The organism is Rhodobacter sp. P1_C2 (assembly GCF_056406375.1).
Map to the genome: position 1 here is coordinate 341,530 of NZ_JBFUAG010000002.1, position 25,463 is coordinate 366,992.

The window sequence follows — 25,463 nt, forward strand, 5'->3', positions numbered from 1 at the left end:
TGGGCTCCGGACTTGCGGCGTGAGCAGGCGCAACAATCCACATCCTCTGGTGGAAATCATTTGCCTTGCAGGCCCTTGCTTCCTAACCTTCCCCCATTCCACGCCTGCGGGCTGGGGGCGTTTTCATCGGGGTTTGCATGCCTGTTCTTTACACCTATGGCGCCACGATCACCGCCAGCATTGCCGAGTTCCAAAGCTATTCCGCCATCCGCTATTCGCCCACCGACAGCACGACGCCCGTCTCTCTCGTGGTGACCGGCACCGGCTGGATCGATCTCTCCAAACTGCTGGGCCTTCAGGCGGCCCATATACAGGCCGGCGAGGGCGTCTATACGATCACCGCGGGCGGCGGCAATGACGTGATGGTCGGATCCTCGGGTTTTGACGACCTGCGCGGAGTTGATGGCGACGACAGGCTTTATGGCGGCGAATGGCAGGACTTCCTGAGGGGCGGCCTCGGCAACGACCTGCTTTACGGCGGCGCGGGCAACGACACGCTGGATGACAAGGATGGCTCCAACCGGCTGTTCGGTGGCGAGGGAGATGATCTGCTTTTCGTGGGCGAAGAGGCCGGTCTTCTGCGCGGCACGTCCACGCTTTATGGCGGTACGGGCAACGACCGGATCTCGATCACGCAGGCATATGGCTCGCTGGATCACATTTTTGGCGGCAAAGGCTGGGACACGGTGACCCTCGTCGCCACCCACGAGCCGTGGCATGGCTTCGTGGTGCCTGCGGGGATCGACATCGAGGTCTTTACCGGGGGCTTGTCGGGTTCCGCCGAACTGGTGAACGATGTCTACGACTTCAGCCGGACCATCGTTGACCACATCATCGTTTCCGGCGGAGGCGGCGACGATGTGATCCGTTTTGGTCGCGGCTATGGTTCGGCCTATGGCGGCGATGGCAATGATACGATTTTTTGCGCCGATGAGGGCGGCGGCATTGATCCCGGTGCCGGGCGGGACGTGATCCACGGCGGCGCGGGCAACGATGACCTTTACGAGACTGTCAGCGACTTTCTCGAGGACAGGTTTTACAGCGGTGGCGGTCACGACATCCTTTATATCTCCGGCAGCGAGACGATCCTGACCGGATTCGACTTCGGCAGGCTTGGTCGCTGGTCCGAGATCTGGATGAACGGGCGGCACCTCGGCGACGAGAATGCCAATCTGATGGATGCTTCGGCCGTACACAGCGAAGGCGACGAGCTTTGGATTCTGGGGAATGGCGGCAATGACACCATCACAGGCTCGCGCTATGACCATAACGCGCTGAACGGCGGCGACGGCGACGATGTGCTGACGGGAGGACGCAGCGACGATTTCTTCTGGGGCGGCACCGGCGCGGACCGGATGGCCGGCGGCAGGGGCGAGGATTCCTATGTTGTGGACAATTCCCGCGACGTGATCATCGAAACGGCGCAGGGCGGATATGACATCGTCAAGATCTCGGCGAAGTTCTATCGCCTGTCGGCCAATGTCGAAGGCTGGAACCTGATCGGCGACCAGAACACGACCCTGATCGGCAATGATGGCGCGGAATATGTCACGCTGGAGTCCGGCACCGGATCTGACCTGATCCGTCTGGGCGGCGGCAATGACACCTTGATGAGAGGCGCGCGCGGCGGCGATGGCCTGGTGGCCTATGGTGGGCTCGGCGATGACCGGATGCTCGGCAGCCTCTCGGCGGCGACGCTGTATGGCGGTGGCGGCAACGATTCCCTCCTCGGCGGTGCGCACGACGCTTTGCTGTTCGGCGGGGATGGCGATGACACGATCGACGGTTCCGGCGGCAATGACGTGCTGCGCGGCGGGGCCGGTCACGACCTTCTCTACGGCGGAGGCGGAGATGATTTCTATTTTCTCGATGCCGACGACACGATCTTCACCGATTTTCCCGACCCCGGCATCGACACCGTAGAGGCCGATTTCCGCAGCTGGACCATGGTGGGGGGGATCGACAGCTTCATCTCGTCCGCGAAGGGTGCCGTCACCATCACCGGCAATGATCTGGCCAACCGGATCGAGACCACGAAATATGCCGATACGATCTTTGGCGGCTCCAATGACACGATGGCGGGCGGCGCGGGCAACGATTTCTATTACGTCAACGGCGGCGGCATCAAGGTGATCGAGGAGGCCGGGGGCGGCTATGACCATGTCGTGATCTCCGGCCCGGGCTACAGGATGAACCCCAATGTCGAATGGCTGACCTTCTCGGACTGGGCGCGGCCCGGCACCCGCGTCGACATCGTCGCGGGCAACCGGCTGAACAACCTGATCGAGATCCAGAACTGCGCCTTTCTCGTCAAGCTCGATGCCGGCGCGGGCAACGACACGCTGCAGATCGGCGTCGGAGAGGTGGAGATCACCGGCGGCGCCGGGGCGGACGAGATCGCGATCCTCGATCTCTTCGTGGACCAGATGCACTTCACCTTCACCGATTTCGAAACGGGCACGGACAGGATCATCCTGCAGGGCAGGTATTTCGGCTTGCAGAAGGGTCGGCTGGATTCCGACCTGTTCCACCTTGGCACCGGCACGCGGCATGGCTTTGTCTATGATCAGGACTCGGGCCTGTTGTATTTCAATTTTCCCGGCAATGACCCGGATTACAGCTTTGCCGTCGCCCAGTTCAGCGACCATGCGGCGCTGTCGGCTTCGGATTTCTCCGTCGTCTGACCGCGGGGGCCCTGCCCCGCTTGATTCGCAGCCACGGTGATTTGGCCTCGCCGCCCCGAAACATTGGCGCGGCGCGACGATAAATCAACCCATGCGCGAATTTCTCATCTGTTTCGACGATGCGGAAATGCGGAAATTAAGGAAAGTTAATGGGGAGCCGTGAGACTGCCCTTTCGGTTCGGCACCGCCGGAATTTCCCGGTTCATCCATTAAACCTGCCTCATGGAGATTTGGAAATGTTCACTAAAGTCCGCAGCCTCATGTCCCGCTTTCATCGCGACGAAGAAGGCGTCACCCTCGTCGAATATGGCATCGCGCTGGTCCTTGCCATCACCCTCGGCACCGGTGCCCTGATCGCCCTGTCCGACAGCGTCGGTGGCATCATGGGCACCGCCAGCGGCCAAATGGATACGGCCGTCACCACCGCTGCCGGGGGCTGATCATCGCCCGGATATCCTCACCCGCCGGCAACATCGCGCCCCGGATCGGCGATTGGAATTCTGGCGAAAGCCAGTACTTGACCGAAGCAAGGTGCGCATGACGGCTCTGAATAATCAGTTGGATATTTTAAGCTGTGATGTTCTGTCAATTTCGAACTTCCACCGACTGCCGGGGCGTGGCTCTGCGCCCCGGCAATTTCCACCAGAAGCTTGAGAGATCAAGCCTCGGGGCGAGTCTGTCCTGCCAGACCGCGTCAAAAGGAGACACAGCATGAATTTCCGCTCTTTCCTTGTCTCCGTGCTTGGCTTTGCAATTGCCGGGGGGTCGGCCTATGGCGCCCGGCAATATCTGGCCCAGCAATCGGCGATGACGGCCGCCCATGCCGCCCCGTCCAATCCGGCGATGGAATTGGTCAATGTCGTCGTGGCGTCGCAGGATCTCGGCTATGGCCAACTGGTCGAAGCCCAGATGCTGCATTACCAACCCTGGCCGCGCCTTGCGGTGCCGCCGGGGGCCTTCACCAAGATGGAGTCGCTCCTGCCCAAGGCGGGGGGCGAGCCGCGCCGGATGAAATTCCCGCTGGCGAGCGGGGCGGTGGTTCTGGCCTCCGAGGTCTCGGGCTTTGGCGACAAGGTGACGCTGGTGCAGAACCTTGGCCCCAATGCGCGGGCCATGGCGATCAAGGTCGATGCGGTGACGGCGGTGGGCGGCTTTGTCACCCCCGGCGACAAGGTCGATATCCTGCTGACCCAGGGCGCCAATGACGACCTGCGCTCGGTCACCATCCTGCAGGCGATCCGCGTGCTGGGCGTCGATCAGGACAGCGACATGCAGAAGGACAAGCCCACCGGCACTGCGCGCACCGTCACGGTCGAGGTCTCGCCCGAGGACAGCCAGAAGCTCGCCCTCGCGCAGAGGGCCGGCACGCTGAGCCTGACGCTGCGCACCCTGGACGGGGTCAGCGACAAGCAACTGGATTACACCAGCCTGCGCGACCTGATGCAGGACAAGAGCCCGGTGCCGGTGAACACGCCCAAGCGTACCGTCACCGTGCGGCGCGGCACCACGACCGAAGTGGTCGAAGTCAACAACTGAAGCGATCCGCCTTCGGGCCTGCCGCGGGCACCCGCCTGCCTTGGGCTGCGCTGCGGCGCTCAACCGGGAAAGTGTCATGCGAAGCCTGCGCCAGATCACAGCCATCCTGCCGGAGGAAGAGGGTGTCATCCTCGTCTTCTGGGCGGTGGCGCTGGTGGCGGTGCTGGGCATCGTGGCGCTGTCCTTCGATTTCGGCCAGAGGGCCGCGACCCAGTCCGAACTGCAGTCCCATGCCGACCAGGTGGCCCTGGCCGCCGCGGGAGAGCTGGATGGCAAGTCCGACGCAATCACCCGGGCCACGGCGGCGGCGGCCTCATTGATCGAGGACCAGCAAACCTTTGCGACCGGAAGCCGGGCGCTGGACTCGAGCGCCGATTACACCCTGACCTTTTTCAAGAGCCTGCCGGCCAGCGACAGCGCCAGCATGGCAGCCGGGGTGACCACCGACCCGGCCAAGGCCGTCTATGCCCGGGTGGTGATGACGCCCCGCACCGTGCCGCCGATGTTCCTTGCGGCCTTCGACGCACTGCGTGGCGCCACCACGGCCAATCCGGCACTTGGTGCCGCGGCGGTGGCGGGTTTCACGCAATATGCCTGCGACATCACCCCCCTGATGTTCTGCATCCCCTCCTCCTCGTTCAAGGCCAAGGACAATATCGGCAAGATGATCCTCTTGCGGTCGGGCGGCCAGGGCGCGGCCTGGGGGCCGGGCGATTTCGGCTTTCTCGACCTTGCCACGGCGGGGCTGGACAGCGCAGGCCCCTGCGCCGGGCTGAACGGGGCGCAGCAGACGCGCTGCCTGATCGGATCGCAGGGCGCCCTGACCCAGTGCTTCTCGCAGCGCGGGGTCGATACCGAGCCGGGCCAGAAGGTCGGGATCGAGAACTCGGGCTACAATGTCCGCTTCGACATCTTTGCCGGGGGGATGAGCTCGAAGAAGAACGACGCCAGTTATCCGGCGGCGCCCAATGTCATCAAGGGCATCGTGCCCAACGGCGGCGGGTCCAGCTGCATCGGCAACAATTCCAAGACCTCGCCCAATACCGTGGCGCTGCCGCGCGACGACTGCTTTGCCACGGCCAGCTGCGCCAATGGCAACCGCTTCGGCAATGGCGTCTGGACCAATGCGACGACAGGGCGGCCGAATTATGTGGCCAAGAACTACGGCGCCAGCGTCGCCGATCCGCATCCGACCGCGACCACCCGCTATCAGTATTACAAGGCCGAGATCGCCTCGGCCGGCGGCGGTGCCTCGACCACGGCGATCCTGCCCGCTGGCCGGGCCGAGACCGGCCGGCCGCAATGCACCAACAAGCAATCCTCCGATCCCGACCGCAGGGTGGTGATCGCGGCCGGCATCGATTGCAGCGCCAACCCGATCAATGGCCGCGCCAGCAACGTGCCGGTCAATGAATTCGTCCGCCTCTTCCTGACCGAGCCGGTCGGGGCCGGCACCGGCAACAGCTTCGACATCTATGTCGAGGTCGTGGGCTCGGCCGAAAGCGGCAGCAGCGGCAGCAGTGGCGCGGGAGGGATCTTCCATGATGTCGTCCAGCTTTACCGCTGAGCCCCTGTCCCGCCGCCTCGCCGCCTTCTGGCGCGACGAAAGCGGCGTGGCGCTGGTCGAATTTGCCCTGGTGCTGCCGATGATGCTTCTGGTCTTCGCCGTGATCATCGAGGGCAGCCGGATGATGCTGTCCTATCAAAGCACCATCATCGGCACCCGCGACGCTGCCCGCTACCTCGCCCGCACGGTCAATGCCGATATCTGCACCACCGGCGGCACGGTCGGTGGCTATGCCACCAAGCTCAGGACGCTGATCCTGCAGGGCGCCACGGCCTATTCGGTCTTTCCGCAGGATGTGGTGGTGGGCACCGTCACCCCCAGTTACCGCTGCGTCGCCGGCAGCTTCCGGGCAAGCCCGGTGGCCATCGCCGAAGTCTCGGCCGAGGTCACCATCCGCTTTCCCTTCGCCGGTCTCTTCATCCTGGCCGGGTCCAGCCGGGCCGACATCACGACGCGGGTCAGCAATCAGGCGCGGGTGTTCGGATCATGACAGGTCTCCCCCCCCTTCGCCGCAAGATCGTCGCCGCCGGGCAGCGGTTCCTGCTGCGCGAGGATGGCACCACGCTGGTCGAATTTGCCGTGGTCATGCCGATCTTCCTGCTGCTTTTCTTCGGCCTCATCGACTTTGGCCGGCTCGGTTATGAATATGTGATGGCCAACAAGGCGATGCAGATGGCCGCCCGCACCGCCGTCACCCGCCCGCCAGCCTGCCCCGGGGTGGCGCAGACCAATCTGCGCGGCGCGCTGGTCGCCGGGGCGGTGCCGCCCTATTTCGGCACCAACTGCCGCGCGGGCGCCACGGTCTGCGCCGATCCCGGCACGATCACCTGCGCCGGAAGTGCCGCCAATGCCACGGCGGCCGAGATCTGGGCGTCCATCTCGGTCCTGATGCCCAGCGATGCGAGCGTGGCCAACCTGCATTTCACCTATGCCTTCAACCCCGACCTCGGCTTTCTGGGCGGGCCTTACGAGCCGATGGTCACCGTCTCGATCCAGAACCTCGACTTCCAGTTCATCACGCCCCTCGGCGCGCTGGCCACGCTGGCGGGGGCCGTGGGCAATGACCTGCCCTCGAGCCTGCCCTTCCCGGCGCTCAGCGTCTCCTTGCCGGCCGAGGATCTGGCCCTGGGCGAGGCCGGATGATGGCGCCCGTTTTCCCGCATTCGTTTTTTGAGAGAAAGAGCCTGACATGACCGCGACGGACAAATCGATCCTGCTGATTTCCCCCGATGCTGCGGTGACCGATGAGATCGGCGTCTCGCTTGCCGGGATGGAGGGGGTGCATCTGCGCACCGAGCCGTCGCGTCTTGCGGCGCTCAATGGCAAGGCCGCGATCATGGCCGCCGACAAGGATGTCATCATCTTCGAGACCAGCGACGATGTCGGCGCCGACATCGCCTCGATCCGGGCGCTGAAGGCCAACCGCAAGGCGGGGACGCTGCTGCTTGCCGTGGCCGATGGCGAGATCACGCTGAGCCGGATGCGCGCGCTGAGCCAGGCCGGTGTGGATGACGTGCTCCCCAAGGAGGGCGCCGGGGCCGAGGTCGAGCTGCGGGTGGCCGAACATTACCGCGCAAGGCTGGCCGCGGCGAAGGACGCCGCACCCTTGCGGCGCGGGCGCATCCTCGCCGTGGCTCAGGCGCGCGGCGGTGTGGGCGCCACGACGGTGGCGGTCAATCTGGCCAACGATCTGGTCGGGCGCAGCGGGTTCCTGCGCCGGGTCGAGCCGAACGCCGTGGCGCTGGTCGATCTGGATGTGCAGTTCGGCTCGGTCGGGACCCTGCTGGACCTCGGGGAGCAGAATGCCCTGCACCAGCTGGCGCTGGATGGCACGATCCCGGATGCGACCTATCTGTCCTCGACCATGGTCCGGCTGCCCAACGGCTTGTCGGTGCTGGCCGCGCCGTCGAAATTCATGCCGCTGGATTCGCTGCAACCGCGCCAGATCGGCGCCATCCTGGATACGTTGCGGGCCGACAATGACTTCGTCGTGGTGGACCTGCCCCATGCGCTTGGCCGCTGGATGGAGCCGGTGCTGCACCGCGCCGACGAGTTGATCATCGTCAGCGATACGGCCGTGCCCTCGGTGCGCCATTGCCGCCGCCTGATCGAGTTCTTCACCGCCGACAATCCCGACCTGCCGGTGCGCATCGTGATCAACCATGAAAAGCGCGCGCTGCTGCAGACCGGCGCGCAGAAAGAGATCCAGAAGGCGCTGAACCGCAAGCTTGACCACTGGCTGCCGCATGACCCGGTCGCCGCCCGCACCAGCGCCGACCGTGGCCAGCCGCTGGCCACCGTCGCCCCGCGCTCGGGCCTTGGCAAGGCGATCGCCCGGCTGGCCCGCGACACGCTGGCCGAATTTCCTTCCACCCACGCCCCGGGGACCGGCAAGGCCCAGGCCCTCAAGCCCCCCATCCTGAAACTCGGCGCCCCCCAGGTCGCTGTCGCCCGCCTTGCCGCCCCCGCCGCGGCCTCTGGAAAGCTGGAGAAATAACCCATGTTCGGACAATTCACTCGGCCCACCAAACCCGCGGCGGACAATGTGATCGGGATCGGCAAATCCCCGGCCCCCGACCCCGCCATCGCCGCCAAGGCCGCCAGCATCGCCGAGGCGGAGCTGATCGCCCGGCTCGACCTCAAGAGCCGGCTGCATGACGTGCTGCTGGACCGGCTGAACCTTTCGGCCATCGACAAGGTCAACCGCGAGGATCTGCGCCGCGAGGTGGCGGGGCTGGTGACCCAGGTCCTGGCCCAGGAAAACACCGCGATGCGGATCGAGGAATTCAAGCGCCTCGTCGACGAACTGCTGGACGAGGTGCTGGGCCTTGGGCCCCTGGAGCCCCTGCTCGCCGACCCTTCGATCAACGACATCCTGGTCAATTCGCACAGCTCGGTCTTTGTCGAACGGCACGGCGTGCTGGAACGGACCAAGGTGCGCTTTCGCGACGAACGCCACCTTCTGCGCATCATCGACAAGATGGTGTCGCGCGTCGGGCGGCGGGTGGACGAATCCCAGCCCTGGGTCGATGCGCGGCTGGAGGATGGCAGCCGGGTCAATGCGATCATCCGGCCCTGCGCGATCGACGGCCCCTCGGTCTCGATCCGCAAATTCTCGGCCACACCGCTGACCATGGCGCGGCTGGTGGAACTCGGCGCGCTGTCGGCCCCGGCGGCGGCCTTGCTGAAGGGCCTCGTCGAGGCGCGGCTCAACGTGCTGATCTCGGGCGGGACCGGGTCGGGCAAGACCACGATGCTGAACGCGATTTCCTCCTTCATCGGCTCGCGCGAAAGGATCGTCACCATCGAGGACGCGGCCGAGTTGCAGCTGCAGCAGGCCCATGTCGTCCGGCTTGAGACGCGCCCCCCCTCGCCTTCGGGCACCGGGGCGGTCACCCAGCGCGACCTCGTGCGCAACGCGCTCCGGATGCGGCCCGACCGCATCATCGTGGGCGAGGTGCGCGGGGCCGAGGCCTTCGACATGCTGCAGGCGATGAACACCGGGCATGACGGCTCGATGACCACGATCCACGCCAACACCGCCCGCGACGCCCTGAGCCGGATCGAGCAGATGGTCACGATGATCGGCATGGATTTCCCGATCTCGGCGATCCGCCAGCAGATCGCCTCGGGCATCCATGTGGTCGTCCAGCTCAACCGCCACAGCGACGGCAGCCGCCGCGTCACCTCGGTCTCGGAACTGGTGGGCATGGAGGGCAACATCATCACGATGCAGGACATCTTCGTCTACCGCAAATCCGGGCGGGCAGCGGATGGCACGATCCTGGGCGAGTTCGTCGCCACCGGCATCCGCCCGCGCTGCACCGAGGCGCTGCTGCAGGCCGGGGTCGACCTCAGGGATGACATGTTCCTCAAGGAAAGGCAGAAGCCATGATCAGCATTCCGCAATTCGGCCTTGGCTCGATCCTTTATGTCGGCGTCTTTCTCGGCGTGCTCCTGGTCTTCGAGGGCCTCTGGCAGATGCTGTTCCGCGGCGAGGCGCGGGTCGATGCGCGCAACCGTCGCCTGCGGCTGATCGCGGGCGGCGCCTCGACCGAACAGGTGCTGCAGATCCTGAAACCGAAGGAGGCGGCCTGGGCCTTTCACGCCCTGCCGCTGATCGGCAGCCTGCCGCAGGACATGCGCCGCGCCGGTTACCTGATGAAGCCGGGGGTTCTGCTGACCCTTTGCCTTGGCGTCACGCTGACCCTGGGCATGGCCCTGTCGCTGCGGCTCAACCCGGCGCTGGCCGCCGCCATCGCCTTTGCCCTCGGGATCCTGCTGCCGGTCTTCATCCTGCGCCGCAAGCGCGACAAGCGGATCAAGACCCTCGTCGCCCAATTGCCCGACGCGCTGGACCTGATGGCGCGCGGCTTGCGCGTCGGCCATCCGCTCAACGCGACGATCTCGGCGGTGGCGCGCGACATGGTGGACCCGATCGCCTCGGAGTTCGGCATCATGGAGGACCAGATCGCCTATGGCGACGATCTGGTCGGCGCCTTCCGCGACTTCGCCGACCGGATCGGGGTGGAGGATGTCGCCTATCTGGCCACCGGCGTGGCGATCCAGAACGGCACCGGCGGCGATCTGGCGCGGATCCTCGGCACGCTGGCCAAGGTGATCCGCGGCCGGATCACCATGCGCAGACGTATCCTCGCGATTTCCGCCGAGGGGCGGCTGACCGCGGTCTTCATGTCGCTCTTGCCGGTCTTCATCTTCGGCATGACCTCGGTCACCTCGCCGACCTATTACATGGGGGTCAGCGATGACCCGATGTTCCGCCCCATCGCGATTGCCGTCATCGTGCTGGTGGTCAGCAATTACCTCGCCATGCGCCGGCTTGTCGCATTCCGGATCTAGAGAGGCTGCCGATGTTCACCTCCTTGCAAACCCTGCTCTCGGCCTATGGGCTGTCGATCCAGAGCCTGATGGCCATTGGCGTCGGTCTTGGCGTCCTCCTGGCGCTTTACGGCATCGCCGGCAGCTTCACCGCGCGCAACCCGGTGTTGAGCCGCCTGTCGCAGCAGGCGGTCCATCGCCCCGGTTCGGCCTTCGAGGCGGGCCTGCTGCGGCCTTCGGATGCCGATCCCACGGGGCTGATGCGCAGCCTGATCCCGGTGGACCGCAAGGAGCGCACCCAGATCCAGCGCCAGCTTGCCGATGCGGGGATGAACGGGCCGCATGCGGTGCGCAACTTCTACCTCGTCCGGCTTTGCATCGGCATCGTGCTGCCCTGCGCGCTCTTTGCCCTGATCGCCGCCTCGCGGGCGAGCCTGATCACCCTGCCCGCGCCCCTGGCCCAACAGTTCGGCGGGATGAGCCAGCTGTTCCTGTTGCAGATCCTCTGCGCCCTGGTCGCCGTCGGGTTCTTCGGCCCGGTCTACTGGCTGCGGGCCCAGGTCACCAAGCGCCAGCGCGCGATCGAGGAGGCCTTCCCCAATATCCTCGACCTCCTGCAGATCTCGGTCGAAAGCGGGCTTGGCCTTGACGCCGCGATGATCCGGGTCGCCAACGAGACCGCCGCCACCGCCCCCGCCATCTCGGAGGAATTCACCATCACCCAGCGCGAGATCCAGGCCGGGCGCAGCCGCGACAAGGCGCTTTTGGACATGGCCGCGCGCACTGGGGTGGCCCAGGTCAATTCCTTTGCCAATGTCGTGCTGCAATCGCTCAATTACGGCAGCAGCATTTCCGATGCCCTGACCGTCTATTCCGAGGAAATGCGGCAATGGCGGGAATTGCGCGCCCAGGAAATGGCCAACCGCCTGCCGGTCAAAATGTCGGCCGTCATGGCCACGCTGATGCTGCCCGCGCTTTTGATGCTGGCCCTTGGTCCGATCGTGATTCGCTTCATCCATTTCATGCACCGCTGAGCGCAAGACGCCTGTCGGCATTGGTTTCATTTGCGAAACAATCCGGCATCACCGGGCCGGACGTCGATCCACCGGCACCGCGGGCTTTTCGCGAACTCCCCTTCAGATTGTAATTTCAAACGGAAGATGGCGAAAATATGACATTCTCTTGACTAAATTTGAGGCTGTGGAAAAGTTTGAATTCCAAGGTGCCGGCAAAGAGCACCCCTGTTTTTGGTCGTCCGTCTGGTAGCTGGTCGAATTGATTGGGGAGGATTGAAGGATGCGGCGCGAGATTGAATGCGACAGTGAGGGCCATTTCGGCCACGGGATCACCAATTCCAGCATCATCCACGCCATCGTCACCTGGTCCGAAGCGCTGAACGGCAAGATCTCGCTGCAGGACGCACTGGTCGACCTCGCCACTGGCCTCGGCGCCGAGGTCGCCACCATCGTGCGCACCCAGATCGCCGATCAGAAACCGGTGCGGATTGCGGCCTGCGATCTGGCGAAGGATGTGGCGGGAAAGCGGCCGCTGCGCCGCACCTTTGCCGATGCCTTCTTCGGCGCCCCGATCCTGCATGCCCGCGCCGCATCGCTCTGGCAGGCCAGCAGCCATCTCGACGATGCGACCGGCGATCCCTCGCTGTCCGAATGGCAATCCGCGCGCCGCCTGAAAGAGTTCCTCGTGCTGATCCTCGCCTCGGGGCAGAAGACGCGCGACCATATCGAGCTGCATTTCCGCGAACCCCTGGCCCCGCAGGCCGAGGCTCTGCTTCACGCGATGCTGCCCGACATGGCGCGGGTCTGGTCCAACCGCAAGGTCGGCCTCATCACCCGCACCATTCTGAACCACCGCAGCGACCCCTGGGAATTCCGCCACACGACCAAGGCCAGGATCCTCGATTCCGACAATCCCCTGCGGTTGAGCCGGGCGGAGTTCCGGGTTTGCCTGCTGCTCAGCCAGGGTCTGGTCATTCAGGCCGTGGTGCGCGAACTCGGCCTGTCCGAGCCGACGATCCGCACCCATCTGCGCAACATCTATGCCAAGGTCTCCTGCGGTTCGCTGGCCGAACTGGTCTTCCACCTGATGGACAGTGACAAGAGGCAGGACGCCCCCTCCGTCCGCTTCGCCTGAGGAGGAGGCCATGACCCTGCTGCCGCTGATCCTTCTGGCGCCGGTGCTCTTCGCCGTGGCCTATTGCGATCTGCGCTTCATGCGGATCCCCAATCTGATCAGCCTTCTGGCCATCGCCCTCTTCGTGCTTTGCGCGCTGGCCTTTCCGCCGGCCGATCTTCTGACGCGCCTCGGCGGCGCCTCGGCGGTGCTTGCCCTGGGTCTTCTGGCCTTTGCCTTCCACCTGGTCGGCGGCGGTGATGTGAAATTCCTCGCGGCGCTGATGCTCTTCATCCCGACCAGCGCCCTGGTTCTCTTCGCCAATATCTTTTCGGCGGCGCTGTTGACCGGGATCGTGCTGATCCTCGGCTTGCGGCGCATCCCGGCCACCCGGACCTGGGGCTGGAAATCCTTCGACGGCACTAAGAAGTTTCCGATGGGCCTTTCGATCGCCCTGGCCGGCCTCGCCACGCCGATCACCCTCTTGTGCCTGACCTGACGGCATAGCGCGCCACCGGCCCGGCGCGGTTGGACGTTGCCTTTGAAGGGGCTAGTCCATATGATCCTTGCAACTGCAAGTGATCCATTGACGCGGGGCCGTTGAGCAATGGGCATCAGAATTGGCCAGGCACCCAGCCGGTTCGAGCTGATGGGGTGGCACGAAGCTGAGGCGGGCCGCGTTCGCCGCCGGTTCATCAACCGTGAGGAAGCCCTGCGCTTCCTGCGCAGCCAGACCCTCCCCGACGAGGTCATGTCGAACGCGCGGCGGTGGGCGCGCGATTTCGGCGTCTCTCATCCGACGCATCGGGGCTTTCTGCAGCTTCTCGCCGCAGCGATCGTCGATGGCGAGGTCTGGGTCGCCGAGCTCGACCATCCTGCCGCCGACCATGGTGGCGGAGGGGGTGGCGGCGGCGGTGGTGGCGGGGACAACCCGCCTGCCCCGCCCCCGGGCCCGACCCCGCCACCGCCCAAGCCCAAACCCGTCTGCCCGGCCAGCGTCTCCATCGAGGCCAAGTGCCGCATCCTGATGGTGGGCGAGGCGAAGACCTTCAAGGCGATCGATCCGGACGGGTCCAGCTCTGGCAGCTACAAATGGACCTCGACCAGCGGCAAGGTCACGCTCTCCAACGACAGCACGCCCACGGTCACGGTCACGGCCGGCGCCAATGCCTCTGCCATCCACGAGGGCGAGACGCTGAAGGTCGTCCGCTCGCAGGCGGGCTGCCCGGATGTGACGGCAGAGGTGAAGCTGACTGTCTTCAAGTTCACCAAGATCAAGGTCACGGTGAAGCCGACGCCGCCCAACACGGTGCGCGCCGGTTTCGCGGCCCCCGCGGATCATGTGCTGGAGATCACCAGCGCCTCCACCGACTTTGCGGCCAACCTGCCGATCGTGCTGATGAAGACCAAGGACCTTCAGGCCAAGCTGGAATTGACCGCCGCCCCGGCGGGCCTGCCGATCCACTGGCATGTCGAAAGGAACGCCGCCGATCACGCCTCGCTGGGCGCTGCCGGCTCCTTGCCGACCGTCACGCCGGAGGGCGATGTGACCAAGGCCACGCTGAAGGCCGACAACAAGGGGTCGTTCCACATCCGGCCCTTCGTCTCCTGCACCGGCGATGCCAAGTTCGACCCCCAGCACGCGCCGATCTGCCTGAACCTGGTTCTGGCCAATGCGACGGTGGTTCAGGACAAGTCGGCGGCCTATACGGCGAACCTGAATGTCGTCCGCGGCAACACCAACCTGCGGGTCGACAATGGCGCCTGGGGACCCGCCCCGCTCAGCGCCGCGACGCTGGCCGCGGCGGGCTGTGCGATGGAGCTGATTTCGGATGTGACGGGGGGTGGCGCCGATGGGCGGCTCGGGCTGGACCAGGTCTTCTGCGGCCTGATCAACAATGTGGCGATCCGCAACGTCCTGTTCATGTACCGCGACACGACGGTGGCGCCGCCGACCGATCACCGCTACAGCCTGAATGCGGTGTCGAACCCGGGGGCCGCGACCGGCGCCGGGGGGACCTTCCTGCCCGGCGACCCGGCGCCCGTGCTGTTTGGCCTGCCGCTTCTGGACAGCGGCCTGACCCCGCATGGTGAGGGCGCCGACACCGCCTTGATGACCCGAAGCCAGGCCGATCCCTCGACCCGCGTCAACCGGCCGGTCGGCATCCGCTTCACCACGCGCTGCATCGACTCGCCCGGCACGCCGGCGCCGCGCACCCATGCCGCCAATGCCAATGCGGTGATGAACCGGATCGACTATCAATACCGCTTCGTCGCCTGTTTCGCCTTCTGGACCAACCGCGACAAGGCAAGGGGCAAGTCCGACAAGATGGCCGAACGCGTCTATGCCGCGCAGCGCATGTTCACATGGGAGATCCGCGGGGTCTGGGATGTCGTCTGGCCGGCGGGGTCCCCCGCGACCCTGACCGTGACCACGCCCCATACCATCACGATCTCGGGCGCCAGCACCAAGGACCCGATGGAAGACGCCCAGGCCAATCACGTCGAGGTGCGCCCGCCTTCGGGCGTCGCAGCAGGATTGTCCTGGAATGCGCAGTAATATTCTGGCGGCCGCCGCCCTGGCATTCCTTGCCGGCGCGCTGGCCTCCGATCAAGGGAGAACGGAAGTCGTGCCCGCAGCAAATACCCATTGGCAAAGCCCTGTCGATCCGGCGGCAAGTTCGGCGCTGGTCTCGGCGACCCATCTCTTGGAGTTTCAACTGACCGCGCTCAACACCGAAGAGACGCAGGACCCCGCAGGCGGCCTTGTGCGCGAGATCATCCTGCGGGTCGCCATCACGCGGATCTTCAAGTCGGACGCGCCCCTGCCCGCGCTTGGCCATGCCACCGTGACGCTGCGGCAGACCGGCCTCGACCCGCTGGGCATGTCGGCGCCCCCGCCGATCGACCCCGAGATGCTGGTGCGCGGCCAGACCTACCTGCTGGATGCCGTGGCCCCCGCTGCCGCCTCGCTCGACGCGATCTTTGCCGGTGCCCGCGGCGTCTATCCCGCCGATTTCGCCGTGGACGCGGCCATGGCGCAGAAGGTCGAGGCGGAAGAGACGCCCCAGGATGCCGCGCAGCTGTTGCAGATGACCGAGGAAGCACGGCACAGCGCGCATGACCTCTGGGGTGATTATTTCCTGACCCGGTACCGCGACCAGATCCATGAAACCCCGCAAGAGGCGATCCCCGCCGTGGCCCGGATCGCGCTGGACCCCGACACCAACTCCCGCCTCGCCATCACCCTCCTCGCCGACATCGATATGGAGATGCTTGACCACGCCGATGATGCAAAGCTGGTGGCGAGGCTGGGCCAGACCCTCCTGCGCGCCCTGCCGCATATTCCCGACCCAAAGGTCAGATCCTACGTCGCCAGCCGCAACATCCATGGCCTGGTCTTCGATGGCGATCAGCTGCGCCCGGGCCTCTCCAGCCACTTCGGCGCCGATGCCCCAACCCTCGCCGCCGCCCGCGAAGCGATTGCAACCTCACCCGACCCGCGGGTCCAGGCGGTCTATCGCTGGCTGCGCTAGAAACGTCCTTTCTCCCATGGGGCTGGGGGCATTGGTTTCCCGAGCGGAGCGCAGCAGGCGCGATCCTCTGGCGCGCGTGCCTTGGTGCAAAGACCCCATGCCCTGACGCCGCATGGTGAGGTCTCGGACCTCTCACCGAATCGTGACCAGAACGTCGCCAGCCGGCGGCGAGCGCGATGGGCGCGGTCCATGTGACGCTTGGACGCAGCGCCGCTGACCGGCGGGGCCGACCCTCTCGGGCCAGTGCCTGCGAGGGGAAGGCGCCTGCAACCCCATGATAAGAAATCGTTCTTCGGGCATAAGCATCTGCTTAGGGCGGATCAGCACGGATTAGGCCGAAAGGTTAGGCGGCCCGGTCAACCCCGGGGCCACGGACCTCTATCCGGCGTTGATTGACCGGCAACAGGGCCGTTCCGCATCTGGCGCAAAGGGTCGTGATCACAGGACCCGATCGGCTGTCACAGGAGTCGCCATGCCCATCCCCGACAACAAGGTCCAACTTGCAACCTCCCTCGCGCAGGGCGGCGGCACCTCGATCCTGATCGCCGCGAAGGGCGATCTGACCGCGACGCCGCTGGGCGTGGTGGGGCCCGCCTCGATCGGCGCGGTGAGCGATCTGAACGGGGATGGCGTGGCGGATCTGATCATCGGCACCCCGGGAAGCGATGACAAGGCGGTGGATGCGGGGCGGGTTTTCGTCTCGCTCGGGGCGGCATTGCCGGGCAGCACGCTGGACCTGTCGCACAGCTCGGCGGATGTCTATGTCATCGACGGGGTCGCGGCGGGCGACATGGCCGGTTTCGCGGTCGGCGCCATTGCCGACCTCAACGGCGACGGGCTGGGCGAGGTCCTAGTCGGCGCGCCGGGCATGGCGGCGGGAGGCAAGAGCGATGCCGGGGTCGGCTTCGTCGTCTGGGGCAAGGCTCTGGGCGGTGCGGCGAGCGGGGTGGACCTTGCCGACCCCTTCAGCGGCGCCGGTGGCGGCTATGCGATCAAGGGTCAGGCGGCGGGCGATCTGGCGGGCTATTCCATGACCGCGGTCGGGGATCTGAACGGCGACGGCAAGGCCGATATCCTGATCGGGGCGCCGGGTCAGGATGCCGGCGGGGCCGATGCCGGGGCGGCCTATGTCGTCTGGGGCAAGGGCACCGGGTCCAGCACGCTCCTGGCCAATGTCGCCGCAGGCACCGGCGGTTTCCGCATCACCGGGGCCGCGGCGGGCGACGGCATCGGCAAGGTCATCGCGGCGCTCGGCGATCAGAACGGCGATGGCAAGGCCGAGATCGTTCTGGGCAGCGCCACCGCGCATGGCGGGGCGGGCGCGGTCTATGTCGTGGACGGCAAGGCGACCGGCAGCGCCATCGACCTTGGCACGCTGACCGCCGGTTACGAGATCACCGGGGTGGCCGGCGATGGCGCGGGATCGTCGGTCGCCGATATCGGTGATGTGAACGGCGACGGGCGGCATGACCTGTTGATCGGGGCCGCGGGGTCGAATGCGGCCTACCTCGTCTATGGCCAGGCCGGCCATGCCGCCGTCAGCCTCGCCGATGTGGCAGCGGGGATCGGCGGGGTGAAGATCACCGGAGGTGGCAACCTGTCGGGCATGGTGGTGCTGGGCGGCGCCGACCTCAACCACGACGGCATCGCGGATCTGGTGATCGGCACGCCGCATGACGGCGAGGGCGGCGTGGATGCTGGCGCCGTCTATGTGATCTGGGGCGATCAGACCTATCGCCCGATCTCGCTGTCCGAGGTCGCACAGGGCATTGGTGGCGCCAAGATCGTCGGCAGCGCCGGCAGCCTGGCCGGATCGGAGCTCGCGCTTGCCGGCGACCGCAATGGCGACGGTACGGTCGATCTGATGATCGGGGCGGCGGGGACCGGCGAGTCCATCAAGGTGCTCTACACGCCCGCGAGCTGGCTTGCCGACGGCAATGTCTATGGCTCTTCCGGCGCGGATCTGATCGGCGCGGGCTATGGCGGGCCTTTCCATGCCATCGGCGCCGGCAATGACGCCATCCTCGGCCTTGGCGGTGCGGATACGATCGACGGCGGCGCTGGCAATGACCAGATCGAGGGCGGCGCGGGCAATGACAGCCTCCTCGGCGGGCTTGGCGACGACCTGCTGGACGGCGGCACCGGCACCGATGTGATGACGGGCGGCGCCGGCGATGACACCTATGTCGTCGACCGCGGCGCCGATACGGTGGTGGAACTTGCCGGCGGCGGGCTCGATACCGTGCAGGCCTCGGTCGACTATACGCTCGGGGCCGAGGTCGAGACCCTGATCCTGACCGGCGCGGCGGTGTCGGGCACCGGCAATGCGCTGGCCAATGCGATCACCGGCACCGATCTGGCCAACCGGCTGGATGGCGGCGCGGGTAATGACACGCTCACCGGTGGCGCGGGCAATGACGATTACTACGTGGCCGATGCCGGCGACACGATCGTGGAAACCGCCACCGGGGGTCTGGACAGTGTCCATGCCGCGCTGAACTGGACCCTCGGCGCCAATCTGGAGACGCTGATCCTGACCGGCACCGCGCTGCAAGGCACCGGCAACGGGCTGGCCAACACGCTGATCGGCACCGATGGCAACAACCGGCTCGACGGGCGCGGCGGCGCGGACACGATGCAGGGCGGCCTTGGCGACGATACCTACCTCGTCGACACCGCGGGCGATCAGATCATCGAGGCGGCCGGCGGCGGCAATGACACGGTGCGCGCCAGCGTGGATTACACCTTGGGCGACGGGGTCGAGACGCTGATCCTGACCGGCGCGGCACGGCATGGGGTGGGCAATAGCCTCGACAACGCGATCACCGGCACCGCCTTCGCCGATACGCTGGACGGGGCTGCCGGGGCCGATGCGATGACCGGCGGCAAGGGGGCCGATCTCTACCTCGTCGACAACCTCGGCGACAAGGCCGTCGAAGCACTCGGCGCCGGCACCGACACCGTGCGCGCCGCACTGGACTGGACGCTGGGCAGCAACCTTGAAAACCTCGAACTGACCGGGGCGGCGCGGCATGGCACCGGCAACAAGCTGGCCAATCACCTCACCGGCACCGATTTCGCCGACACGCTGGACGGTGCCGCCGGGGCCGACACGATGACCGGCGGCGCCGGGGACGACACCTACCGCGTCGACAATGCTGGCGACACGGTGGTCGAGCTGGCGGGTGGCGGCAAGGACAGCGTCCTCGCCTCGGTCAACCATGTCCTGGCCGACGGGGTGGAGAACCTGACCCTGACCAAGGCCGGGCTGACCGGCACCGGCAACAGCCTCGACAACCTGCTGACCGGCAGCGCCGGCAATGACAGCCTGCTGGGGATGGAGGGCAATGACACGCTCGACGGCCATGGCGGCGCGGACACGCTGATCGGCGGGCTAGGCGACGATACCTATGTGATCGACGACGCCGGGGATGTGATCGTGGAGCTTGCCGGCGGCGGCCATGACATCGCCGTGGTGATGCGCGACGGCTTGACCGTGACCGGCGATGTCGAGGTGATCCGCTTAGGCGGCACCGCCCATACCGCCACCGGCGATGCGACGGACAACGTGCTGGAGGGCGGCAGCGGCGGCGATACGCTGGATGGCGGCGCGGGCAACGACCTTCTGCTGGCCGGGGACGGCAACGACCTGCTGGTCGCCACCTCGGGCCAGGACCACCTCTCGGGCGGGTCGGGCGATGATGTCTACCACATCCACGGCGCATCCGCCGATATCGAGGATTTCCTCGGCCATGACCGGATCGACGCGACCGACGGCACTGCCAATCAGCGCATCGACCTCTCCGGCGAAACCGACAGCGAGATCGAGAACGAGATCGTCCATATCACCAAAGGCGGCACCACGGCGGGGCCGCTGGACGTGCAGTTCCTGCAGGACCTCACCGGCTCCTTCGGGGATGACATCGCCACGGTGCGCGGGCTGGTGCCGCAGATCGTGACGGCGGTGGATGCCATCCAGGCGAATTCCACCTTCGGCGTCTCCTCCTTCGTCGACAAGCCGGTGTCGCCCTTCGGCGCGGCGGGCGAATGGGTCTATCAGCAGGAACAGGCGCTTTCCGCCGATGGTGCCGCGCTGGCCGCGACCTATGGCCGGCTGGTCAATCTGAACGGCGCCGATGCGCCGGAGGCCCAGCTCGAGGCGCTGATGCAACTGGCGCTGCATGCCGCCGATGTGGGCTTCCGCGCGGATTCGGCGCGCTTCGTCGTGCTTTTCACCGACGCGCCCTTCCATGTCGCGGGCGATGGCGCCCTGGGCGGCATCCTGACGCCGAACAATGGCGACGGGCTGACCCCCGGCAACGGCGCTTTCGAGGATTATCCCCTGATCGCGCAGGTCCAATCGGCGCTGGTCGCGGCCAATATCATCCCGATCTTCGCCATCGCCGGCGGGTATGAGAGCACCTATCAGGGCCTTGTCGACCAGCTTGGGCGCGGGACGGTCGTCACCCTCACCGCCAACAGCTCCAACATCGTCAGCGCCATCACCGCCGGCATGACCGCCGCCACGACGACCCATATCGAGGACGCCAGCGCCGGGTCCGGCGATGACACCGTCACCGGCGGCCTCGAGGACAACCTGTTGCGCGGCAATGGCGGGAACGACAACCTCGATGGCCGCAGCGGGGCCGACCGTCTGGAAGGCGGCGCCGGCGACGACCTTCTGACCGGCGGCGCGGGCAATGACCTGCTGATCGGCGGCGCGGGTCATGACCGGGTCGCGCTGACCGGGGCCTTTGCCGATTACGCCATCACCGTGACGGCGGAGGGCCTCCGGATCACCGATCTGCGCATCGACAGCCCGGATGGCACCGATACCGTCACCGGGGTCGAGTCCTTCGGCTTCAGCGATGGCGACCGGGCGGGTTCGGCGCTCTGGGGCGTGGTGGTGACGACGACGCTGACCAGCGCGGGGAATGTCGTGACGGTCAGCGATACCGACCACCACAGCATCGCAGGCCTTGGCGGGGCCGACAGCCTGACCGGAGGCGACGGTTTCGACACGCTTCTGGGCGGGGCTGGTGCGGACACGCTCTCCGGTGGCGGTTCGGATGACATGATCAACGGGGGGGCGGGCAGCGATGTGCTGAGCGGCGGAGCGGGCTCCGATGTCTTCGTCTTTGCCAGCACAGCCGACAGCCCGCGCCTCGCATCGGACCTGATCGTCGATTTTGCCACCGGCTTCGATGCGATCGACCTGTCCGCCATCGACGCCGACAGCACGACCCTGGGCGACCAGGCTTTCACCTTCCTCGGATCTGCCGCGTTCGGCCACCATGCCGCCGAACTGCGCCTGGCCACGGCGGGGGCCGGCGTCGTGCAGCTTCTTGGCGATGTGAACGGCGACGGCATCGCTGATTTCGCGCTCCGCTTCGACGTGACAACGGGCACCGCACCCAGCCTCGCCGACCTGATCCTTTGAGGCAGACCCCGGGCAAGGCCGGAAGAAATCCCGGCCTCACCCACCCCTCCCCACGGGTGCGGGCCAAAGATCACCACCCGTGCCGATGCGGCCGCCATCCGCCGACCGTCGCCAGGATGGCGATCTCGGACCAGAGGCTTTCCCAAATCGGTAGCGAAAGGGCAAATGGCCGAACACGCTCCTGTGGCCAGAGCAACCTCGCCCCTCTCCTCCCCCGGCAAAACAGCGCAGAATCCGAGCGCGGGCGGATCAAGCTTGAGTTTTCACGGGATGTGCTGGCCGAGGGAACGTGACTGCGGTCGAACCTTCTCTGCCCGTACCGAAGGTCAAATCTTCCGCTCCTGGCTGCGCCTTCTGTCGTCAAGATATCGCAAATCCTTCCGTCGAAGGGATCGCACGGGTGGGACCTCATCGAGACCAGCCCCAACTTGCGTAGGGAAATAATGGTATTCGACAGGAATTGGCGAGATGCTGTAGTTTCCGACCCATCGGATCGGGAGGCCGCGCCGCATGCCAGAGCCCAGGACCCAGCGCCGCCTTGCCGCCATTCTGGCCGCCGATGTCGTGGGCTATTCAAGGATGATGCAGGTTGACGAGGCCGGAACCCTCGCGGCGCTGAAACTGCGATGGCGGGACGTGCTTCAGCCGGGCGTTGCGCGGCACCATGGCCGGGTCGTCAAGGTGATGGGCGACGGGGTTCTGGTGGAGTTCGGCTCGGCCGTGGATGCGGTGGACTGCGCGCTCGATCTTCAGGCACGGTTTGCGCAGGCCAACGCGGATCTGCCCGAGGCAGCCCGGATCGTCCTTCGGATCGGGATCAACCTTGGAGACGTGCTTGTCGAAGGCGGCGATATCTTTGGCGACGGCGTCAACATCGCCGCGCGTCTGGAAGGGATTGCCGCGCCCGGTGGCATCAGCGTCTCGGCCAAAGTCCATGCCGAGGTGCAGGGCAAGGTCCGGGCGACCTTTGCCGATGCCGGCCCCGTGGCGCTGAAGAACATTGCCCAGCCGATGCAGGTCTTCACCGTCACGCTGCCCGCGCAGGGGTCCGCGGTCGCAGCCAGACCAGCTCGGTCACCGCCGGGAAAGCCGTCGATCGCAGTCTTGGCGTTTCAGAACATGAGCGGCGATCCCGGCCAGGACTACTTTGCCGATGGCGTGGTGGAGGACATCACCACGGCCTTGTCGCGCCGCAAGCAGCTGTTCGTCATCGCCCGGAATTCGAGCTTCAGATACAAGGGCCAGGCGGTCGACATCAAGCAGATCGGGCGCGAACTTGGCGTGCGCTATGTGCTGGAAGGCAGCCTGCGGCGCTCGGGCGACCGGTTGAGGATCACCGCACAACTGATCGACGCCACAACCGGCGCGCATCTCTGGGCCGAACGCTATGATGGCGTTCTGGCCGATGTCTTTGACCTGCAGGACCAGATCACCAGTCGCGTGGCCGGTGCCATCCTCGCGAAGGTCGAACTCTGTGAAGTCGAGGAGGCGCAGCGCAGGGCCCCCGGCAACCTCGACGCCTACGACCACTATTTGCGTGGGTTTGCCTGCCACCACAAATGGACATTTGAGGCCAGCGCCGAGGCGCTGTCGCATTTCTATCGGGCCATCGCACTCGATCCCGGCTATGCGCCTGCCTATGCATTCGCGGCGCAATGCTATGTGATGCGCAAGATCGTTGCCTGCGGGATCATCAGCGAAGAGGATGTCGCCGAGGCAGAGCGCCTGGCCTTGCGGGCGGTGGCCCTCGACCCGGCAGACGACGTCGTGATGCAAATGGCATCGAGTGCCATCGGCTATGGTGTTGGCGACGTCCGCCGTGGCCTGCTTCTGGGCGAGCGCGCGCTGGAGCTGAACCCCAATTCTGCGCAAGGGTGGTTCATCCAAAGCTGGAACCGTCTCTATGCCGGTCAGTTCGATGCCGCCATCGAACATTGCGAGCAGGCAATGCGTCTCAGCCCGCAAGACCCCCTGCTCTTCCAGATGGATGTCTGCATCGCCCATGCCCATTTCACGGCTGGACGAAATGCCGAGGCGCTCGCCTGGGCCGAACGCTCCCTGAGCAAGCGCCCCGCAAACCCCGACGCCCTGATCGTCCAGGCCGCCAGCCTTGTCGATCTGGGCCGGCAGGAGGAGGCGCAGGCCGCTTTCCGGCACTATCTTGCTCTGGACCCAGGCTGCAGGCTGGGCGAAGTGCCCAAAGGCATGCCCTTTACCGACCCACGGCATCTGGCGCGGTGGACCTCTGCTCTGCGGCGGGTTGGCATGCGCGAATGATCCAGCGGGGCATGGCGGGTCCGACAAAGACGCCTATTCTGCGCAAGCGGCTCATCGACGGGATCTGAACCGCATCCTATCGCGCCGCAGGTTGGGGCGGGAGGCTCCCCGGCAAGGGGGTGCCGTGTGGCAAGACCGCCGCCGACTTTCGGCGCGACAAGGGGCCGCCCATCTGCAAGGTAAGTGCGCAGTTCGTCGAACTTTGCCGGCGGATCGGCGCGCTTCGCGGGGCGGGCGAGGCCATCGACGGCAGCATATTCAAAGCTGAACGTTCCACGGCTCAGGACCCCGAACGACTCATGTTCGCAGCAGACTTCCACAAAGCCCCCCGTCACGACGTTCCGCCCGAACGACGGCTTCAGATGTTCTCGCGCGTGTAGATCTGGAACGGCACGATCCTTGTGTGGTTGACCCCGTCCTGCGGTGACCTTGCGGCGCGGACCATGCCTCGGATCAACTCCTCGGCCAGTTGCCGCAGGGGATGCGAGATGACGACTTTCAGCGTGCCGTCCAACAGCCCGGCCCGCGTGCTGTCCATCAGGTCATAGCCCACCACCACCAGATCCTGCGCCCGCCCCGAGGCCCGCAGGGCCGCCATCGCCCCGGTGATCCCGCCGCCCGAGACGAAAAGCGAGGTCAGGTCCGCGTGCTGGGCCAGCAGCTTTTCCGTCATCTCTTCCGCCACGGCGCTGGACTCGAAGGTCGACAGCGGCTCCAGCAGGGTGAAATCCGGGGCATGTTCGCGAAAGTAGGAGCGAAAGCCGCTTTCGTTCATCTCCTGGTTTCGGTAGCGCGGGTTGCCCATCAGGATGCCGATCTTGCCGGGTTTCCTCCCCAGCCCCTCGATCGCCCAGGCGGAGGTGCGGCCCACTTTCCAGTTGTCCAGCCCGATGTAATGCACAAGCCCCGCGGTCGAGAGTTGCGCGATCAGGGCAAAGACCGGCAGTCCGCGCGCCTGCAGAGTTTCAACCGCCTGGATCACCACCGGATGAACGGCGGAGGTGATGCAGATCGAATCGCATTCCGCCCCGAGGGCCAGCGCACGGGCGGCGGTGTTCTGCGGCGAAAGGTCGTCCAGAAACTCGATCCGCAATTCGATGTCGACGCCGGTGTCGCGGGCGGCGGCGGCAGCCTCGCGGATCGCGGCGGCGCAGTTCTGATAGAATTGCCGGTGCGGCTGCAAGAGAAGGACGCCGAAGCGATAATGCGGGAGGCTGGCCGCGACCTTGGCCTGAATGGTGCCAAGTCCATAAAATCCAATGCGTTCCGCCGCCTCCTGCACCAGATGTCGCGTCTGTGGGCGGACATTCCCGGCCCCCGCCAGCACGCGGTTGACGGTGGCGACCGAGACTCCGGCGGCGAGGGCCAAATCGGGGATGGTTGGGCGGGGCATGGCGGATAATCTCATTTCATATCATCTTCCGCCTCATTTCTGATACGTTGAGACGAAATAC

General features: G+C 66.1%; 17 protein-coding genes and 1 pseudogene. 17 read left to right on the plus strand and 1 reads right to left on the minus strand.

Annotated features, from left to right (window positions below):
* Nucleotides 1-137 precede the first annotated feature (137 nt).
* The 17 genes and pseudogenes from AC1DZT_RS04405 to AC1DZT_RS04485 all read left to right on the plus strand — a co-directional run.
* Complete coding sequence (locus AC1DZT_RS04405; RefSeq protein ID WP_478005386.1) at nucleotides 138-2,684, plus strand: calcium-binding protein; 2,547 nt, start codon at nucleotides 138-140, stop codon at nucleotides 2,682-2,684.
* A gap of 236 nt (nucleotides 2,685-2,920) precedes the next feature.
* Entirely contained in the window at nucleotides 2,921-3,124 is a 204-nt protein-coding gene (locus AC1DZT_RS04410) for a Flp family type IVb pilin (protein ID WP_478005387.1), read from the plus strand.
* A 271-nt stretch (nucleotides 3,125-3,395) separates the two neighbouring features.
* A complete protein-coding gene (cpaB, locus tag AC1DZT_RS04415; RefSeq protein ID WP_478005388.1) occupies nucleotides 3,396-4,220 on the plus strand; it encodes a Flp pilus assembly protein CpaB in 825 nt (274 codons plus the stop codon).
* Between the two features lie 76 nt (nucleotides 4,221-4,296).
* A complete protein-coding gene (locus AC1DZT_RS04420; protein ID WP_478005389.1) occupies nucleotides 4,297-5,787 on the plus strand; it encodes a pilus assembly protein TadG-related protein in 1,491 nt (496 codons plus the stop codon).
* Nucleotides 5,762-6,277 (plus strand): TadE/TadG family type IV pilus assembly protein, encoded by a 516-nt coding sequence (locus AC1DZT_RS04425; RefSeq protein WP_478005390.1) that lies wholly within the window; start codon nucleotides 5,762-5,764, stop codon nucleotides 6,275-6,277. Before AC1DZT_RS04420 ends, AC1DZT_RS04425 begins: the two co-directional genes overlap by 26 nt.
* Nucleotides 6,274-6,930 (plus strand): TadE/TadG family type IV pilus assembly protein, encoded by a 657-nt coding sequence (locus AC1DZT_RS04430; RefSeq protein ID WP_478005391.1) that lies wholly within the window; start codon nucleotides 6,274-6,276, stop codon nucleotides 6,928-6,930. Before AC1DZT_RS04425 ends, AC1DZT_RS04430 begins: the two co-directional genes overlap by 4 nt.
* Nucleotides 6,931-6,976: 46 nt before the next feature.
* Complete coding sequence (locus AC1DZT_RS04435; protein ID WP_478005392.1) at nucleotides 6,977-8,284, plus strand: CpaE/TadZ family protein; 1,308 nt, start codon at nucleotides 6,977-6,979, stop codon at nucleotides 8,282-8,284.
* 3 nt (nucleotides 8,285-8,287) lie between these two features.
* Nucleotides 8,288-9,682: a CpaF family protein gene (locus AC1DZT_RS04440; protein ID WP_478005393.1), complete on the plus strand. Its 1,395-nt coding sequence runs from the start codon at nucleotides 8,288-8,290 to the stop codon at nucleotides 9,680-9,682.
* A complete protein-coding gene (locus AC1DZT_RS04445; RefSeq protein WP_478005394.1) occupies nucleotides 9,679-10,647 on the plus strand; it encodes a type II secretion system F family protein in 969 nt (322 codons plus the stop codon). The genes AC1DZT_RS04440 and AC1DZT_RS04445 overlap by 4 nt, the downstream gene beginning before the upstream one ends.
* Nucleotides 10,648-10,658: 11 nt before the next feature.
* Nucleotides 10,659-11,660, plus strand: coding sequence for a type II secretion system F family protein (locus AC1DZT_RS04450; protein WP_478005395.1), 1,002 nt, complete (start codon nucleotides 10,659-10,661; stop codon nucleotides 11,658-11,660).
* Between the two features lie 262 nt (nucleotides 11,661-11,922).
* Nucleotides 11,923-12,777: a helix-turn-helix transcriptional regulator gene (locus tag AC1DZT_RS04455; RefSeq protein WP_478005396.1), complete on the plus strand. Its 855-nt coding sequence runs from the start codon at nucleotides 11,923-11,925 to the stop codon at nucleotides 12,775-12,777.
* Nucleotides 12,778-12,787: 10 nt separating this feature from the next.
* On the plus strand, nucleotides 12,788-13,255 hold the full coding sequence (locus AC1DZT_RS04460; protein ID WP_478005397.1) for an A24 family peptidase: 468 nt from the start codon (nucleotides 12,788-12,790) through the stop codon (nucleotides 13,253-13,255).
* A 108-nt stretch (nucleotides 13,256-13,363) separates the two neighbouring features.
* A complete protein-coding gene (locus AC1DZT_RS04465; protein ID WP_478005398.1) occupies nucleotides 13,364-15,316 on the plus strand; it encodes a hypothetical protein in 1,953 nt (650 codons plus the stop codon).
* On the plus strand, nucleotides 15,306-16,292 hold the full coding sequence (locus AC1DZT_RS04470) for a hypothetical protein (protein WP_478005399.1): 987 nt from the start codon (nucleotides 15,306-15,308) through the stop codon (nucleotides 16,290-16,292). The genes AC1DZT_RS04465 and AC1DZT_RS04470 overlap by 11 nt, the downstream gene beginning before the upstream one ends.
* Before the next feature lie 472 nt (nucleotides 16,293-16,764).
* Complete coding sequence (locus AC1DZT_RS04475) at nucleotides 16,765-21,732, plus strand: M10 family metallopeptidase C-terminal domain-containing protein (RefSeq protein WP_478005400.1); 4,968 nt, start codon at nucleotides 16,765-16,767, stop codon at nucleotides 21,730-21,732.
* Nucleotides 21,733-22,242: 510 nt separating this feature from the next.
* Entirely contained in the window at nucleotides 22,243-24,009 is a 1,767-nt protein-coding gene (locus tag AC1DZT_RS04480) for an adenylate/guanylate cyclase domain-containing protein (RefSeq protein WP_478005401.1), read from the plus strand.
* A gap of 104 nt (nucleotides 24,010-24,113) precedes the next feature.
* Nucleotides 24,114-24,275 (plus strand): annotated as a pseudogene (locus AC1DZT_RS04485) (IS5/IS1182 family transposase); the annotation flags it as partial.
* A 92-nt stretch (nucleotides 24,276-24,367) separates the two neighbouring features.
* On the opposite strand, the gene AC1DZT_RS04490 reads toward AC1DZT_RS04485, so the two are convergent.
* Nucleotides 24,368-25,402, minus strand: a complete 1,035-nt coding sequence (locus AC1DZT_RS04490; protein WP_478005402.1) for a LacI family DNA-binding transcriptional regulator — start codon at nucleotides 25,400-25,402, stop codon at nucleotides 24,368-24,370.
* Between the last annotated feature and the right edge of the window lie 61 nt (nucleotides 25,403-25,463).

What these genes read in the sequence shown, in the direction of transcription:
- AC1DZT_RS04405 (WP_478005386.1), top strand. Translation starts at nt 138, where the DNA reads ATGCCTGTTCTTTACACCTATGGCGCCACGATCACCGCCAGCATTGCC.
- AC1DZT_RS04410 (WP_478005387.1), top strand. Translation starts at nt 2,921, where the DNA reads ATGTTCACTAAAGTCCGCAGCCTCATGTCCCGCTTTCATCGCGACGAA.
- cpaB (WP_478005388.1), top strand. Translation starts at nt 3,396, where the DNA reads ATGAATTTCCGCTCTTTCCTTGTCTCCGTGCTTGGCTTTGCAATTGCC.
- AC1DZT_RS04420 (WP_478005389.1), top strand. Translation starts at nt 4,297, where the DNA reads ATGCGAAGCCTGCGCCAGATCACAGCCATCCTGCCGGAGGAAGAGGGT.
- AC1DZT_RS04425 (WP_478005390.1), top strand. Translation starts at nt 5,762, where the DNA reads ATGATGTCGTCCAGCTTTACCGCTGAGCCCCTGTCCCGCCGCCTCGCC.
- AC1DZT_RS04430 (WP_478005391.1), top strand. Translation starts at nt 6,274, where the DNA reads ATGACAGGTCTCCCCCCCCTTCGCCGCAAGATCGTCGCCGCCGGGCAG.
- AC1DZT_RS04435 (WP_478005392.1), top strand. Translation starts at nt 6,977, where the DNA reads ATGACCGCGACGGACAAATCGATCCTGCTGATTTCCCCCGATGCTGCG.
- AC1DZT_RS04440 (WP_478005393.1), top strand. Translation starts at nt 8,288, where the DNA reads ATGTTCGGACAATTCACTCGGCCCACCAAACCCGCGGCGGACAATGTG.
- AC1DZT_RS04445 (WP_478005394.1), top strand. Translation starts at nt 9,679, where the DNA reads ATGATCAGCATTCCGCAATTCGGCCTTGGCTCGATCCTTTATGTCGGC.
- AC1DZT_RS04450 (WP_478005395.1), top strand. Translation starts at nt 10,659, where the DNA reads ATGTTCACCTCCTTGCAAACCCTGCTCTCGGCCTATGGGCTGTCGATC.
- AC1DZT_RS04455 (WP_478005396.1), top strand. Translation starts at nt 11,923, where the DNA reads ATGCGGCGCGAGATTGAATGCGACAGTGAGGGCCATTTCGGCCACGGG.
- AC1DZT_RS04460 (WP_478005397.1), top strand. Translation starts at nt 12,788, where the DNA reads ATGACCCTGCTGCCGCTGATCCTTCTGGCGCCGGTGCTCTTCGCCGTG.
- AC1DZT_RS04465 (WP_478005398.1), top strand. Translation starts at nt 13,364, where the DNA reads ATGGGCATCAGAATTGGCCAGGCACCCAGCCGGTTCGAGCTGATGGGG.
- AC1DZT_RS04470 (WP_478005399.1), top strand. Translation starts at nt 15,306, where the DNA reads ATGCGCAGTAATATTCTGGCGGCCGCCGCCCTGGCATTCCTTGCCGGC.
- AC1DZT_RS04475 (WP_478005400.1), top strand. Translation starts at nt 16,765, where the DNA reads ATGCCCATCCCCGACAACAAGGTCCAACTTGCAACCTCCCTCGCGCAG.
- AC1DZT_RS04480 (WP_478005401.1), top strand. Translation starts at nt 22,243, where the DNA reads ATGCCAGAGCCCAGGACCCAGCGCCGCCTTGCCGCCATTCTGGCCGCC.
- AC1DZT_RS04490 (WP_478005402.1), bottom strand. Translation starts at nt 25,402, where the DNA reads ATGCCCCGCCCAACCATCCCCGATTTGGCCCTCGCCGCCGGAGTCTCG.